We start from the raw sequence: 15,918 nt of genomic DNA, 5'->3' as shown, positions 1-15,918 counted from the left end.
GAGATGAACATGATGAATAATGGCAACGACCAAACGGTAACCCTGGGGATGGGGTGCTTCTGGAGTCCTGATGCTTTGTTCGGGCAGCTGGCCGGCATCACGAGAACACGTGTTGGTTTTGCCGGTGGAACAACAGTGAACCCCACATACCGGCAGCTTGGGGACCACTCCGAGACCGTCGAAATGGACTTCGATTCCAGCATCGTGAGTTTGGAAGCTATCCTGCATGTCTTCTGGAGCAACCATAATCCGGTTAATATAAATGATTACAAAGGCCGGCAATACCGATCTTTGGTCTTATATCGCGACCCCTCACAGTTGGATATCATTCGTAAGATCATGACGAACAGCGAGGAACAAGGAAAGGGTACGCCGGATACCGAGGTTGCTCCTTTTAAGGGCTTTTACCCTGCTGAGGACAGGCATCAGAAATATTATTTGAAACGCTATCCCGATGCCGTCGACAAGTTGAGCACTCTTTTTCCAACCGAGGAGGAACTGATCAACGCAACCTTGGCTGCAAGATTAAATGGGCTGGCTAAAGGGTACACCAATAGGGATAAAATCATCAACGAAATCCGGACATGGCTGATTAGCGGTGAGGAGCAGGAAGAGATCATTCGGCTCATTCGAGGGATAAAGTGGTAAGAGGACTAAAGGCAGCCGATCTGGTTAGATGGGCTGCCTTTTTCCTTTAATTTGTATATGTATTTTTCACTCGTTTTGAATTGATAAAGTAAGGGATCCAGATTAAACAAGTAACGAAGGATTTAACAATATTTCTGCCTTGTTCCCCCATTAGTTCATGAGTCGCCATTTCCTCAATGGAGTTTGAAATAAAATAATAGCCAACATTAGCAGCAAAGTTAATCAAATAAAAATATATCGCCATATATTTCAATAGCTTCTTTTTTTTCAACATGCAATATCCAATGATGACTGGAAAAACCACATAAAATAAATTCATGGCAGTCTCATAAATGATAATAAAAGCATATTTCCAGTTTTCCTCATACAATTGGGACAACCGTCCACTTTGGTAAACAGGGAATAGCGTATCCAGCAAATAGTAGAAGGAGCTCCCGAAAGTTAATAGGAGACCTAACGCTACCAAGTAAAGCCAGCCACCAAAACCGTAAGGCTTAGGCTTTTCCTCTATGGGTGGCATCATTCCTGTCGTGTTATCCATTTTTACTGCTAAGTCGTTTTCCGTATGGGCCATTGAGTCACCTTTCAATCTTTTCCGTCTTACCTTTATACTCCCCAAAAAAATAAATTCTGTCAATGAATATGTGACAGTAATCACTTCGCTTGCCAACAACTCAAGCCACGTAAGGGAACTGGAAGCCTCTATTTTGCAGAAAACCAGCTATTTCCTAATTAGGCGGAACTACAGGCTCTTATTTCTCGTCAATGGCCTGGTTTCACAGCAAAATTGCCAAAATAGAGGAACGGAGTTCCCCTGCTCACGGAAATTGTGCTTTTTTGTTAGAATAGCGCCCCCTAGTTCCCCTGATGTGAATGCCCCAAAGAACCGCAAGCATTTGCGGTTCTTTGTTTGCATAAGAGGCACAGCCCCCCCTACCGATAGCCGTTGCCAATGCCCGGGAAAGGTGATGGCCGCGACACATATCCGGTATAAGAAGCTTGCCGATGCTGCTCCGCTTGCGGTGGGTAAGTATCAGGCCGCACCTGGCGTTGATGCGAGCAATCGGCCGGCGGCCCGATCGTGACAGTGCTCTGGATCGGGGCTAACGCCTGCGTGATCTGCGCTTGATCCAAGCAATACGTATGAGCGAGCATGTTTCTCGGCGCCAGCCTGAGGAAGTCGGATACCGCGATGAATTCCGGTACCGGCGCATCGAAGATCGCGAGCAGATGCGTCTCGTCTTCGGTTGCCATTTCCCAGTGGAACCACCCTTGCGGAATATTCGCCACCTGGCCGGGTGTAATGTTGAAGTTAAGCACCATTTTGGTGAACGGATTCAAGAGGGACACGACCGCTGCGCCTCGAATGCAATAGACCAGCTCCGTTGCGTTTTGATGGACATGCGGCTCGACCACGTTCGCTTTGGATAAATAGATGTCGAGCAATGAAACGTTGCCCAATGTATTCAACTGCTGAATACCCAGCGCATTAATGAAATTGTTCGCATCTTTAGTGAATGTACGATTATTCTTCAGATCGTAGAAATATTGGACGTTTGGAGAAGTGAAATCCATATAGGATACAGCCATACGCTCAGCCTCCCGATTGTATTATCGTCTTTACTAAACGTATTCCACTTCATCTATACCCATGACAAATGTCCTTCTCCCAGTCAACTTTCATTCTACACGGCCCATCCAACCGTAAAAATAACATCAAAACCTGCTTGTTCGCATGCTTTTCCAATTTTTGAATACATTTAAATATTCGATAAACAGAAACAGGAGGACACAAGTCATGTCACAACATGGGCATTCGTTCATGAGAGGTACGCTGGTATTGTCTGTCGCTGCTTTCATCAATCGTATTCTCGGTTTTATCAGCGGCATGTATATCGCACGTGTACTGGGCGCAGAGGGAATCGGCATCTTGATGATGGCCCATCCGCTCGTCCCGCTCGTTATAACGATTACGGAGCTGGGATTGCCGGTAGCCATTTCGAAGTTGGTCGCAGAGGCCTCCGCCCGCGGCGAACGAATGAAAGTAAGACGCATTCTGCATGTCTCGCTTGCCGTCACGGGCTTCTTGAGCGTAGCGCTCACGACCATAACGCTGCTTGGATCCGAGTGGATCGCATCCATTCTCCTAAGCGACCAACGTGCTTATTACGCGATGCTCGCCATTACGCCGATCGCGCCGATTGTAGCCGTCTCCGCGGTATTAAAAGGATATTTCCGCGGCATGCAGCGGATGAAAACTATTGCAGCCTCCGATGTGCTGGAGCATACCGTTCAAATCGCCTGCGTGTTAGCGCTTGTCCACTTGCTCCTGCCTTACGGCGTCGCTTATGCCGCCGCAGGAGCCATGGCTGCCTCTGTCATCAGTGAAGCCGTCAGCCTCCTCTTCCTGGTGACAAGCTACAAGCTGTTCGGCGAATCCAGGACGCCTGGCGAAACTTGGGCAAACCACCTGAAGCAAGGAAGAAGCACACTCGGCGAGCTGCTGCAGATCGGACTGCCGACCACCGGTCACGGCATTATTCATTCGTTGTACAGTACCTTCCAGCCGCTTCTTATCACCACGAGCCTAGCGCTCGCCGGCGTCGGTACGGCGCTCGCCACCAAGCAGTTCGGCATGCTTGCCGGTTATGCGTTTCCACTGCTGTTCATGCCAAGCTTTATCACGCAATCCTTGTCAACCGCACTTATACCTGCAATTGGCGAAGCAGCGGCGAACAAGAACAGCCTGCTTATCCATGAACGGATGAATCAGGCTTTGAACTTGGGGCTTCTGATCGGCGCGCCGGCAACCGTGATCCTGTACGAGTGGGCGACTCCGCTAACGACGCTTGTCTATCATGCACCCGAGGCAGGATTGCTGCTGAAAATACTGGCGCCAATGTTTTTCCTGCATTATTTCGATGCTCCCCTTCATGCGATCCTGCTCGGTCTCGGCCGCGCGCAGGCTACGCTGTGGAATTATGTCATAGCCACCGCATTCAAGGCTGTCACGATCTACATTTTAGGCAGCCAGCTGGGCATTATCGGTGTGGCTTATGGCATCGGTATCGGTATTGTGATGCAGACGGTGCTGAACTTCTTTTCCATCTCCAACTCCATCGGGTTCTATTGGAACATTCGTCCCTATGTCAAAGTTGGGATCAGTATGATGATGATGGCGATATCCGGCCACTGGATCTATCAATATGTAATGAGCCATGGCATGCCGCAGGTTTGGTGCGTAACTACTTCTATCGTTTGTTCCTTGCTTCTCTATTTCGCAGCACTCGTATTCACAGGTACGTTGAATTGGAAAAGTTCGCGTCACAGGTTTTCAATTCCATGGTAAGCGTAGAAAGAGACCCTCAGCGGTTTGCTGGGGGTCTCCATTTTATTAGCTTTGATAACTGGCTGCTGCGTTTTTATCGCCAACTTTAACGGTAACATCCTTCTCTTGCCCGTCGCGAGAAATGGTTATTTTCAATTCATCGCCAACAGACGCGGCTTGCACAGCTTTGGTAATGTCCTCCGTGCTGGAAGATGCTTTGCCATTTACACTTAAAATAACGTCATATTGACGAATGCCCCCTTCAAATGCTGGTGTACCATGCTCTACTTCAGCAACAACCGCGCCTTTTGTGCTGTTGATTTTTAAATCTGACAGCATATCATCCGTAATATTTTGCAGCGCTACACCAATGTAGGGTGCTGGCTCTTTGGGGATCGTTTCATTATTTTTCAACTTATCCACAACCGAACTGAAGGTGCTTGATGGAATGGCAAAACCGATTCCTTGCGCTTCAGAGTTCACAGCTGTATTAATCCCGATAACTTCCCCATTCAAATTTAAAAGCGGACCGCCAGAGTTCCCAGGATTGATCGCTGTATCGGTTTGTAGTAAATGCTTATAGTTTCTAGTCCCTTGGGTGTCATCAATGCTGATCTCACGCTCTTTGGCGCTTAGAACCCCAGTCGTTACGGAGTAATCGAAGTCATAAGGGTTGCCGATCGCAACTAGCCAATCGCCTACTTCCGTATTGTCGGAACTGCCTATTTTCAATGCCGGAAATTCTTTGTCTCCCTGAATCTGAAGGACTGCCAAGTCTAGATCGTAACTGCTTCCTAGAAGTTTTGCTGTAAAAGGTGTGTCGTACCCTTGGACATAGACGCTAATCTCATCCGCGCCATCAATAACGTGCTCGTTAGTTAAAATATATCCACTCGAGTCAAAGATAAAGCCCGATCCAATCCCATTTTCAATGGTATCCCCACTTTGGGTGCCTTGTTGGAATGGGTTTCTTCTATTTTGTCCTGTATTCGTCTGCTTTACTTTCGTCTCAATTTTGACAATTGCCGGGCTTGCGGATTTTGCAATGGCTGATACGCTATTATTCCCTGTTGGCGATAATGACGCGGTTTGGACATTGGCTGCTGCTGAATTATTGGCCGCAGCGACGCTTGATGGCGTGGACACCGCATCAAATCCAAACAAATTCAGCTTATCCGATGTGAACATCAAGCCGCCAATGACGACCGCGCCAGCCATAAAAGCTGCAAACATGGATTTAAATTTAGGATTCCCAATTTTATTATCAACCTTTATACCCTTTACTTCGATCATATCATGGATATCATTCATATCGTTCATATCTTTCATATTATCTTTCATATCTTCATTCATGTGATTACCACCTTTCGAGTGCTAGTTAATTGAATTAATGTTGATAGTTGAAGTATAGGACGCGAACCTGAAATGAGACTTAAGTTGGGCTGATAGGCATATGAAAGTTAACTGAAAAAATGCTGAAGGCGCGAAGGCTGTCCTCGCCGATATTTCAAGCATTAGCTCCTGCTCTTTAGAAAACAATACTAGTGGGCAACCCCACGGGAAAAAGGAACTTACCTGTACATCTCGAATATCTACTGTAATCGGATGCCCAAAAATAGGACGATAGACAGGAGTAAATTACGATGATCAAAGGTTTTGGAGGCATTTTTTGGAGAACTAAAAATGTTGAGGTTATAAAAAAATGGTACAGTGACGTGCTGAAGATTGAAATCGGAGATTGGAACGGGACGATCATACAACCTCAATCCGACAATAAAACGATCTTTTCATTCTTTACCGAGGATAGCGGCTATTTTCCAAAAGAACAGCAAGTCATGTTAAATTTTCAAGTCTACGATCTGGACGAGATGATTCAGCATCTTGAACAAATCGGTGTACCTCTAGCCAAGAACAAAGAAGTCGGTGACTATGGCAAGTTTGCTTGGATCGAAGATCCGGAAGGTCGGCTGATCGAGCTGTGGGAGAAATAAGTCGGCATAGCGAAAAAGCCTCTAGAACGCACAAGTTAAGTGCTTCTAGAGGCTTTTTTGGTTTAGTTATCGTTGAGCGACTCCGCGTGAGCCTCTTCTTACGAGAATGAAATAAGCGAACATCGCAGCGGCGCTCGTCAACAAAATAATGACGCCTAGCGGTACAGCGGTATTCTCACCCGCGATACCGACCAGCGGGGAGACAACAGCCCCAAGCAAGAATGGGATGACACCCAGCAATGCAGCAGCGCTGCCCGCATTTTGACTTTGGCTCTCCATCGCAAGCGGAAAAGCTGCCGTTGACGTTATACCGATTGCGGCCACAAAGAAAAACAACGGAATGACTAAAGCGAAAAGCGGCCCATGAACGATGGCTACTACTAAAACTGTAAGGCTGGCAAAAAAAGCTACCCACAGACCGAACAACAGAAAGGCCTGTTCAGAGACGCGATGCGACATCCGCCCCACCACTTGGGAGCCGATGATTAAGCTAATGCCGTTTGACCCGAACAAAAGAGCGAATACCGTCGGTGAAGCGCCGTAAATATTTTGATAGATAAAAGGCGTTCCCGACACGTAAGCGAACACGCCCGCGATCATAATGCCCTGTGCCAGCATATATCCGACAAATTGGCGATCTCGCAGGAGCGATCCGTAGTTCTTTAACTGCTCCATAAAATTGCTAGGCCTGCGACGATCGGATGGCAAAGTCTCTTGCAGCTTCCATTTTGTCATCGTCAATAGGTACAATCCCAGTATCGCAAGTGCGATAAATACGCCGATCCACGTCGTGAAAGATAGTATTCCACTACCGGTAACCGGTGCTACGAGCGGCCCCAAATTACCGACAAGCAGCAGCAGGGAGAAAAACTTGGTGAGTTCGTGGCCACTGTACAAGTCACGTGCAATTGCCCGGGAAATAACAATACCCGCGGATGCGGAGAAGCCCTGCACGAAACGGAATGCAATCAACACTCCGATATTAGGCGAGAACGCACAAGCTAATGAAGCGACGACGTAAAAGGCCATAGAGATAAGCAGCGGGTTGCGTCTGCCATAGACATCACTCAGAGAACCCATCACGAGTTGGCCGATGCCCAGACCGAGTAAACAAGCGGTCAAACTGAGTTGTACAAGGGAAGCCGTTGTACCGAATTGCTTCACAATTTCCGGGAACGCGGGTAAATACATATCAATGGTAAAAGGCCCGAGTGTCGAAAATAAACCGAGCAGCAATGCTAATCTAAACGCATGCTGATTGTTCTTGCTGGTCATAATAAAAATGATCTCCTATTCTTCTATCCTTATCCAAGTCTCATATAAAGAACCTGATGTTCATCCTAACACAAATCTACAAATTCCGACAATGATATTTAACATCTAACATATTTGCGTTTGAAACCAATTCTCCCTTTTTCCACTTCCTTTTGAATACGCTCGGAAGCGATCAGGCTCTTATTGCGTTCGACTTCAACTGGACCAACGGCTTTTGCTGTCTCTATGGCCTTATCATGAAGCGGCAAATAGGATACACCTACTGTGTAGATGAAATTATTCATTGCATATTTCGTTCGTTCGGGCGCATCATGAATCGTATTTTTCACTCTTTCGAGCAGAGCGGCAAGTTTACTTTCATCAAATTCGCTGTCCCGTCGGTTACCCAAGAGCCAGCAGTAACAACTCCAGCCTGCCGACATTTTCAACTCTTCACCGCTAAGGATCCATTTATCGGCAACCTGCTCAGCGATATCTGTTTCTGCCAAAGTTACAGCAACCACATAATCAGACAGCATATAAAAATAGGCTGCATCTATCCAACGGTCAAAATCCGCTTCCGTCATTGCCTTGGGGTCAGCAATAACGCCGGCAAAATACATCGCATCGTAGTTTCCAGTATTGTAAAGCTCCTCAGCCAAAGTTTGATTAAGCTTGATTTTTTTGGCAATGGGCTTCATTTCACCGGTAGCTACACCAAATAGTGGCTCGTGCGCACCGTTGGAGACGTAAATTTTCTTGGTTCGTTCCTTACCCAGAAGTTCAAGTTCTTGCATGACCGTTTCTACGTTCATAGATCAACACTTCCTTTTTTATTTCATCGGATAAATACTCATAACCGAGTTCTCCGAAATGGAGGCCATGATTTATCAATGTCAGTGAGATTCCTCTTATAATCTAGCAATTGAACCCTCTTATGATGTGCAGCATCATTTGCGCCAAATAGTACCGTCACAAGATCCGGGTTATGAGATAAGACATCAGTTTGAATTCTCTCGATCGCATCAAATGTATTATTGCCAGGTACGCCAGCGTTAATGACTTCCCATTCTTCGCCAAGTTTAGAGGCAAGTTTTATGGTCAATAGCGGGCGATCATAACCTTCTGTCCTTGAAGTTATACTGTCTCGAAACAGACCAGTTTCATGAATTTGCTCCCCTCTACCGGTTCGATATATTCACTTTAACACAAAACCAATCACATTCGTAAATCCCCAAAATATATAAAAAGGACACCCCCACGGGGTATCCTTAATTGAACTTGGTCGATCTCCGCACTCATCGATCACACCATGATAACATCCATTCCACTGTCGCGGAATTGCCGCACCACATTTTCCGATACGTTGCTGCCTGTAATCAGTGTATTAATGGATGTGCAAGGAGCTACGGTATGTAGTGATACCTTACCTATTTTACTGTCATCCGCTACAACAATTATCTTTTCCGCCGCATTTATCATGCCTTTTTTGGTCGGAACCAGCTGGGCTTCCGGATGCATGAGACCGTACTTGGGATGAATGACAGGAATCCCGATAAACGCCTTCTGAACATGGAGGGAACCCAGAACATGATCCGTGAACATACCGTTTAACATATAGCTGGAAGGATAAAGATCGCCGCCGGTTACAATGACCTTGATGCCCGGTGCATCACGCAGCTCTGTAGCAATATTCATGTCATTGGTGACCACTGTAATGTTTGATCGTTGAACCAGGTTTTTGGCAATATGCAGCGTTGTAGTTCCGGAGTCAATAATGATGTGCTCTCCGTCTTCCACCATGCTTGCGGCCATCTTGCCAATCCTGTCTTTTTGATCGAATTGTTGGGCAACTCTTTCATTAAACGAAGGTTCATTATGCGTCCATTGATCGATTGTCACCCCACCGTGTGTCCTCTTCGCAAGTCCCTTTTGTTCAATTTCCTCCAGGTCCCTTCGAATGGTAGCTTCATGAACGTTGAATTCTTGGGCTAATTCAGCGATTGTTGCAACACGATGTATTTTTACATATTCGACTATCCTAAATTTTCGTTCTGCCGCTAACACGAGGCACCCCTCTTAAGTGCAAACTTTGCTAATATTATGCTCAGATAAGAGTATATTCGCTTATTTTTGCTTTTAGATTAGTATATGCTGTTTATTCGGTCAAGTAAAATCTATTTATTGCGATTTTTGATAGCCGCCTCAGGTAGCATCCGATTGTACGTGTACACATTTGCCAAGCGCAAAGGGGTGAAGTCGGAGGCAAACCCTACACCAAGCTCCGCTTTTTGAGGGTGTTTCACATCGGGAATTCGTACAGCTAAGCCTTCCGGTTCTCTAAAAGATAAAGAACTCCCTGCTGTAATCAGCTGCTTGTCGACTGCTTCTCCTGTATCAAAATTCACAGTTGTAATGTACGTATTGCCTGTTGGTTCAACCGAACCGCTTGTGCCGTAAGAACTCCCCTCCAGCAAATAGAGGTATTGCCCGTAAGAGGCGAAGCCTTGAAATGTTCCTACGCTTGGCTGCACAACATCCGCAATAGCGTCATACTGGTGCTGCTTAACACTTTCCAATTCATACACACCGAAGTGGAAAACACCATCTTTCCGGTAGCGCATTGTTAACAAGTCGTTAACCGCATCAATATTTACCGTTGTGCGATCCGCCCCTTCGATGAGTTTATGTTTCTGAAGCTCCGGCGACTCGGGAGTTAAAATCTTTCCATTCTCAAACTTGAATCTTGTGATGACGGTTCCCCAACCATCTTTCCCCTCTGCAACGGAGTCTGTTTCCGACCAAATATAAGGAATTCCGTCTTCCGTTTCAACTCCGATCTGAACACCATGACCGAAACCTTTCAAGTACATGTAACCTAACTTGTTTCCCTCAAGATCCAGCTCAGTCAAAGCCAAATCGCCGTTCAAACTGCGATTCGCCCCGCTGACGGCAGCCGGTTCTCCCGGAAGCATAAGCCCGCCTGCCATCAACTGCACGGTATAGATATGCTTATTTACGTTATCAAAAGCAAATGATTGCAGAACGGTGCCATTTTGCAACGCTTTATCACGGACCAGCTCCGTCGGTTGTGCGGACAAATCAAATACTTTTGAATGCCATGAAGGTTGCTTTGCACTTGCCGTAGGCATGGATGACCCAAGCACACAGATGAGCACGACTCCTGCAATCAACACCATACACCTTTTAGCTCTCATCGAATTTGACCTCACTTTCCTAATTAAAATAGCGATTCAATAGCTCAACAAATACACTTGGCTCGTCAACTGCATATCGCCGAATTCCCATGTCAAGTAATTCGAATAAGTCTTCCTGATCAAATTTGTACGGCAGCACTTCCAATTCCATTCCCGCTTCTCCCAAATACTGCAGAGCCTCTTGAATAAATGTCTTCTGCAGCTTGTAACGCCACGACTGCTTTTCCTCGGCATCTGGCAGGTGAAGCTGAACCATATTGAGGGAGTCAAACCCAGTTTGACGAATATGTGTGAATGTTTCCACCGCTGTTTCTGGGAAACGCGCAGGAATCCACAGCATGGTTCTAACCTCGGGAACTAACCGTTTAACGGTTTTACAATTCTCATGATTATTGTGGGCAAAAATAATCTGTCGGGCTACGCCATATTCTTGAATCAGCGCAGCCAATGCTTCCAAATCTACCTGTTTAAAGTCCAGATAGAGCTGACGGTCGGAATGCTCGGACAAACCAGCCAATATTTGTTTAAGTGAAGGAACCTTCTCATTACGGAACTGCTCGCCGAATTTCACACCTGCATCCCATTGCTGAATCTGATCAAAAGTAAGTTCAGAGATCAGCTTGTCTTGATCCGCTTCGGGTACGGACAATGTTCGTTTCGGCGTTGCGTCATGTATACCGATAATGATGCCATCTGCCGTTTGACGGATATCAATCTCGGGTATCCCCCCGAGATTCCATGCGTAATTCATCGCTGCCATCGTATTCTCGGGCACTTCTGAATTCGAGTTTTGGTGCGCTTGCCATTGAATAGCCTTGCTCCCTAAGTTCTTGTCAGTTATGGACATTGACGCCATTCCTCCACATTATTTTATTTGGACTTCAAAATTCGTTCCGTTTCCTTTTTAAATCCATCCAATGACGATTTGATATCTTTGCTGTCATACATAATTGCCTGCATAACGGAATGAAACTCTTTCATAACTTCCGGCCAAACGACGCTTTTATTGGTATCAACGGCAAATTGAAGCTGATCGTAAGCGACCTTGCGGTTCGGCTCTTTCGTCCATAGATCCTGAATTTGCTTCGTTTCGACCATTTTCTTGGTGAAAGGCAGGTAACCCGTATCGATTATGAACTGTAAGCCGCCTTGCGGATCGGTCTCCACCCAGTTAATGAACTCCCATGCTGCGTCCTTTTGCTTGGATCCGGCAGTCATGGCAATATTAGCGCCGCCTGTAGGCTCAGCATTCACTTTATCTTTCGGCATGAAAGCGGTTACCATTTTAAACTTAAGGTTGGAGAGTGATCCCATAACACCTGTCGATTGGAACATCATCCCGACTTTACCATCTGTGAACATCTGATTGACAATGCTGCCGGAGTTTTGTGAAGGTGGGTAGTACAAAGCGCCTGACTTTTGCATATCCTTCAAGTAGCCAAACACTTTATCCCCAATTCCGTTATCAATAAAATCAACTGAAGTTGCTTTTTCATTGAAAAACTTACCGCCTGCTTGCGCAATCAAGGCAATCGGGTACCATGAATCGTGAACCATGGTAAGCCCATAACGCTTGTATTCGCTTCCTTCCTTAATCACCAGCGCGTTGGCAACTTTGTTCAGTTCGTCCCAAGTTGTCGGAACCGCAAGTCCTTTTTCATCCAGCATATCCTTATTGATATAGAAAATCGGCGTGGAACGGTTTAAAGGCAAAGATACCAATTTGTTATTAAACGTAGAATGCCCCATCAAACCAGGAACGAAGTCATCTGCGCTCAGTTTCGAACTTTTCATATAAGAATTAAGATCTTGCAATACCTCTGCATCTGCGAACTGCTCAACATATGCGCGTTCAAGCATCGTCACGTCGGGTGCGGTATTGGCGGCAATCGACTGCTGCAATTTGGTAGCGGTTTCATCATAATTGCCTTGAAACGTTCCAACCACTTCAATATTAGGATGGGAAGCATTGAATCGGTCAATCATCGCTGTCATATACTCACCGGTTTTTCCCCCGAGAGAGTGCCAAAATTGAACCGTAGCCTTGCCTTTTGCCGGCTCGCCAGAGGCCTTGGCCGTCGCAGCCGAAGTCGATGCTGGAGCCGTTGATCCTTCAACGCCGCTTCCATTTGATGAACAGCCTGCTAGCAAACCCGTTAATACGACTGCAGTGACCATCATATTGCCAACTTTTTTCTTCATGTATTTACCCCTCCATTAATAGGATTAGATTGTTTCGGTTTATTTAATTCCGGAGTATACAAAAGCTTTAACAATGTATTTCGAGCAGAATGCATACACAATCAAAATGGGAATGACCAACACCACATTGGCCGCCATAAGAATATTCCAATTGTTCACGCCTTCCGTTTCCTTCAGCATTGAAATACCTATGGTAAGAGGCCGAACAGGTGTCGAATCGGTCATCACTAAAGGCCAGAAATAATCGTTCCAATGGCTGACAAAGCTGAAAAGGACAACCGTCGCCAAGGCAGGCATAGCCATTGGGGTCAGGATATTCCACATGATTCTGAACTCGCTCGCGTTATCTATTCGGGCAGCCTCTATGATTTCTTCCGGAGTTTGCATAAAATATTGGCGCAGCAGGAAGATGCCGAATGCATTGGACATAAACGGAATAATTTGCGGCAGCAGCGACTTGATTAAGCCCCAATCCGCCAGCATCAAATAAACAGGAATGAAGGTAACCTGTCCGGGAATCATAAACGCCAACAGCACCATGCCGAACAGGATTCCTTTTCCGTAAAAATTGTACTTGGCAAAAGCGTAAGCAGCTGGGATCATCACAATCACTTGCAGAACGATAACGGAAAGCGTCACGATGACGGAATTCCTTGTATAGGTTAAAAATGGCCCCGTACCCATAGCATCCGTGAAGTTTTTCCACTGCGGCATAGCTGGAACCATCGTTGGCGGGAACGTCATAATCTCATCATAAGACTGCAATGACGTCGATATCATCCACAGAAACGGGAATATAAAAACAAGTAGAAGCGCGATTTTGAAAATAAAGCTGACGGTTCGCTTCATGGCCAATTGTACTCTCCTTTTTCATCCTCTAGTTTGCCATTACGAATAATGGACTTTTTTGGACAGTAATCGGAAGTACAGCACGGTCAGCAGACCGATTGCCGCCATCAGTACTACGCCCGTCGCTGAAGCATAACCGATATTCGTCGTACGGAATTCATAAATGTAGTAAACAAGCGTGTTGGTTGCTTTATTGGGACCGCCTCCCGTCATGATTCTCACCGTATCAAAAACTTTGAACGAACCGATGGTCATAATGATAAGGATAAAAAATAGCTGTGGCGAAATCATGGGAATCGTTATCGAGAACAGCACCCTAAACTTACTGGCATTATCAATAGCCGCTGCTTCAAGAATCTCTTTAGAAATCCCTCGGATGGCTGCGATTATAATTAGTGTATAATAGCCGATGCTGTGCCATACCGAAACGAGAATGACAGAAACCAAAGCCGTTCTGGAGCTTTGCAACCATTGGGACGGTGGTAAACCGAGCGCTTTCAACATGTAATTGAGATAACCGACACTCGGCTCCATCATCCAAAGCCATACGAGCGCAATCGATACGATTGAAATAATATGAGGTGTAAAGATACCGACTTGAATCAAGGAATTGAATTTGCTGTTGTTGCTTAGCCAGACGGCTATGATCAAGGATAATGCCAAGGTCAGAACGACAACTCCAATCGTGTACAAGCACGTATTCCATAGTGATTTGTAAAAGTCTTCTCTTGTGAAGATTTCAATAAAATTATCCAGACCAATGAACCTGCTCTTTGCCTTATTCAGCATGTTATATTTAAAGAAGCTTAAATAGATCAGGTACAGAATAGGGTAAATGACAAAAACAAGGATACCGGCCATGGCAGGCGCAATCATGACATACGGGCGAAACTTGCCCCAAAGTCTCTGTTTGTTCAAATGGATCCTCCTTCCATTAATATAAAAAATGTTGATGCTTATTAATGTTTATTTCTCTTGGTAAACGCTTTCTTTTTGCTTAGATAAGTTTACTTCAATTCATTATTTTTGTCATTACTGAAACATCACCATTTGAAATTTAGTAGAATCTTCTTCCACCCTCTGTTGGATTCAGCAAATTCCATAACATGTGCGAAATCTTCTGCAGATTGAATCTGTGTCCGTTCATCCGGAAGCAGCTTCCTTAAGGTTTCCTGGCATTGCAAATCTTTCATAGCCTCCAACACAGGAATGAAATCATCAATAGAACTACGACTGCTTCCTCTCATCGTGATTCCTTTCTCAAGAACGTCCCTCGTATTAATGGGGACCCGATCTTCCGTTACTCCCATCAGAATGAGATGTCCGCCTGGATTTAACACATCAATAGCTTGATTTATCGCACTTTCTGAGAACTTACCACCCGTGCATTCCAAAGCGACATCATACTTTTCACCTTTGGAGAAATCATAGTCCTGCACCAGTCTGCGGGTGGCAAATTCAAATTGTGCCAGCTTCTCCGGGACAGCACCGAATACAGTGAGGCGGTCTTGACTTACACCATAAACATGATGAAGCATAGCAGCTGCCAAATATCCGACCGGACCGTCTCCGAATACAACTACCTGTGCACTCTTAAGTGCATCGGCAACATGATGGAGTGCTTGATAGGAAACGGAGCTTAGCTCTGTCAGTACAGCAATTTCATCCGGCACTTCATCTGGAATCGGGATTGCACTTGCTGCCGGAAATACCAATCTGCTCTGAGCAATGCCGTCGGTTCCGCTTCCGAGAAAACGCCCCCGTGTGCAATAATTGACTCCCTTGCCGCTTCTGCAAGACTCACAACAGTTCATCGGTTCTGTTCCATCTAGCATATAACCTTGAATGTTCGGTACAATAACAACTCGTTGGCCCGTTTTGACTGCCGGTGTACCACTTGACTTTACGATGCCAATTCCTTCATGAATAAGTGCCATAGGAAGCTTTTTTTCCAACACTTCTGCTCGTCGTTGCCCACTAAAATAGCGTAAATCCGCATGACATACGCTGCCCAGAGTCGGTTCCACGACAACATCCCAATCATGCATTTGTTTTTCAATGACGGTCTCAATTACCTCATGAGGCTTTACTAAGCGATACGCACGCGATTGAATTCTGTTCTGTACGAATTTTGCTTGTTCCATCTATGATTCCTCCCATTTCTATCTAATGACTTCTGCGGTTATAAACTACATTTAAATAAATCCAATCAGACCCGCATATGCTGCTTCCGTTCTATGCCGTATTACAGCATAAACCCCTTCTTCTCCTTCCTGCTCATATTCTATTGCAATAAAATGTTTATTATTGCTTATTATTGCTTGTTTTGAGTATACTATCCGAATTTCGCTTTCGTCAACACGAATTTTTCATAAATATTAGCAGATATATTGCTTGATTATGTTTAATTGCTGTTAAACAAAACAAA

16 protein-coding genes and 1 pseudogene are annotated in these 15,918 nt (G+C 45.5%); 3 read left to right on the top strand and 14 right to left on the bottom strand.

Going from position 1 to position 15,918, the window contains the following annotated elements:
* Nucleotides 1-9 precede the first annotated feature (9 nt).
* Entirely contained in the window at nt 10-648 is a 639-nt protein-coding gene (locus tag PCH02S_RS21270; protein WP_127455958.1) for a peptide-methionine (S)-S-oxide reductase MsrA, read from the top strand.
* Nucleotides 649-694: 46 nt separating this feature from the next.
* Here the strand turns inward: PCH02S_RS21270 and PCH02S_RS21265 are convergent, their stop codons facing one another.
* Both PCH02S_RS21265 and PCH02S_RS21260 read right to left on the bottom strand, forming a co-directional pair.
* The gene (locus PCH02S_RS21265) at nt 695-1,318 is read right to left on the bottom strand and encodes a DUF2569 family protein (protein ID WP_127455957.1); all 624 of its coding nucleotides are present in this window, start codon (nt 1,316-1,318) and stop codon (nt 695-697) included.
* A 263-nt stretch (nt 1,319-1,581) separates the two neighbouring features.
* Nucleotides 1,582-2,238: a cupin domain-containing protein gene (locus PCH02S_RS21260; RefSeq protein ID WP_127455956.1), complete on the bottom strand. Its 657-nt coding sequence runs from the start codon at nt 2,236-2,238 to the stop codon at nt 1,582-1,584.
* A gap of 208 nt (nt 2,239-2,446) precedes the next feature.
* On the opposite strand from PCH02S_RS21260, the gene spoVB reads away from it, so the two are divergent.
* Nucleotides 2,447-3,997, top strand: a complete 1,551-nt coding sequence (spoVB, locus tag PCH02S_RS21255; RefSeq protein WP_127455955.1) for a stage V sporulation protein B — start codon at nt 2,447-2,449, stop codon at nt 3,995-3,997.
* Nucleotides 3,998-4,042: 45 nt separating this feature from the next.
* On the opposite strand, the gene PCH02S_RS21250 is transcribed toward spoVB, so the two are convergent.
* Nucleotides 4,043-5,329: a S1C family serine protease gene (locus tag PCH02S_RS21250; protein WP_127455954.1), complete on the bottom strand. Its 1,287-nt coding sequence runs from the start codon at nt 5,327-5,329 to the stop codon at nt 4,043-4,045.
* A gap of 290 nt (nt 5,330-5,619) precedes the next feature.
* Here PCH02S_RS21250 and PCH02S_RS21245 point away from each other — a divergent pair, with 290 nt between their 5' ends.
* The gene (locus PCH02S_RS21245; protein ID WP_127455953.1) at nt 5,620-5,967 is read left to right on the top strand and encodes a VOC family protein; all 348 of its coding nucleotides are present in this window, start codon (nt 5,620-5,622) and stop codon (nt 5,965-5,967) included.
* A 66-nt stretch (nt 5,968-6,033) separates the two neighbouring features.
* On the opposite strand, the gene PCH02S_RS21240 is transcribed toward PCH02S_RS21245, so the two are convergent.
* From PCH02S_RS21240 to PCH02S_RS21195, 11 genes and pseudogenes are all read right to left on the bottom strand, one after another.
* Nucleotides 6,034-7,242: a multidrug effflux MFS transporter gene (locus tag PCH02S_RS21240; RefSeq protein WP_127455952.1), complete on the bottom strand. Its 1,209-nt coding sequence runs from the start codon at nt 7,240-7,242 to the stop codon at nt 6,034-6,036.
* Between the two features lie 98 nt (nt 7,243-7,340).
* Nucleotides 7,341-8,036, bottom strand: a complete 696-nt coding sequence (locus tag PCH02S_RS21235) for a DNA alkylation repair protein (protein ID WP_127455951.1) — start codon at nt 8,034-8,036, stop codon at nt 7,341-7,343.
* Nucleotides 8,037-8,074: 38 nt separating this feature from the next.
* On the bottom strand, nt 8,075-8,362 hold the full coding sequence (locus tag PCH02S_RS21230) for an SGNH/GDSL hydrolase family protein (RefSeq protein WP_268597622.1): 288 nt from the start codon (nt 8,360-8,362) through the stop codon (nt 8,075-8,077).
* Nucleotides 8,363-8,526: 164 nt separating this feature from the next.
* Complete coding sequence (locus PCH02S_RS21225; RefSeq protein WP_407670114.1) at nt 8,527-9,123, bottom strand: DeoR/GlpR family DNA-binding transcription regulator; 597 nt, start codon at nt 9,121-9,123, stop codon at nt 8,527-8,529.
* A gap of 48 nt (nt 9,124-9,171) precedes the next feature.
* Nucleotides 9,172-9,288, bottom strand: a pseudogene (locus tag PCH02S_RS37030) (DeoR family transcriptional regulator); the annotation flags it as partial.
* 110 nt (nt 9,289-9,398) lie between these two features.
* Nucleotides 9,399-10,439, bottom strand: coding sequence for a phage baseplate protein (locus PCH02S_RS21220; RefSeq protein WP_174806804.1), 1,041 nt, complete (start codon nt 10,437-10,439; stop codon nt 9,399-9,401).
* A gap of 19 nt (nt 10,440-10,458) precedes the next feature.
* Nucleotides 10,459-11,286 (bottom strand): glycerophosphodiester phosphodiesterase, encoded by an 828-nt coding sequence (locus PCH02S_RS21215; RefSeq protein WP_164819661.1) that lies wholly within the window; start codon nt 11,284-11,286, stop codon nt 10,459-10,461.
* 23 nt (nt 11,287-11,309) lie between these two features.
* On the bottom strand, nt 11,310-12,641 hold the full coding sequence (locus PCH02S_RS21210; RefSeq protein ID WP_127455948.1) for an ABC transporter substrate-binding protein: 1,332 nt from the start codon (nt 12,639-12,641) through the stop codon (nt 11,310-11,312).
* A 39-nt stretch (nt 12,642-12,680) separates the two neighbouring features.
* Nucleotides 12,681-13,490, bottom strand: coding sequence for a carbohydrate ABC transporter permease (locus tag PCH02S_RS21205; protein WP_127455984.1), 810 nt, complete (start codon nt 13,488-13,490; stop codon nt 12,681-12,683).
* A gap of 39 nt (nt 13,491-13,529) precedes the next feature.
* Complete coding sequence (locus PCH02S_RS21200; protein WP_174806808.1) at nt 13,530-14,366, bottom strand: carbohydrate ABC transporter permease; 837 nt, start codon at nt 14,364-14,366, stop codon at nt 13,530-13,532.
* 167 nt (nt 14,367-14,533) lie between these two features.
* Complete coding sequence (locus PCH02S_RS21195) at nt 14,534-15,634, bottom strand: alcohol dehydrogenase catalytic domain-containing protein (protein ID WP_127455946.1); 1,101 nt, start codon at nt 15,632-15,634, stop codon at nt 14,534-14,536.
* Nucleotides 15,635-15,918: the final 284 nt, after the last annotated feature.

Source organism: Paenibacillus chondroitinus NBRC 15376 (assembly GCF_004000765.1).
Lineage (GTDB): Bacteria > Bacillota > Bacilli > Paenibacillales > NBRC-103111 > Paenibacillus_E > Paenibacillus_E chondroitinus.
This window is presented reverse-complemented; position numbering and strand designations above follow the sequence as displayed.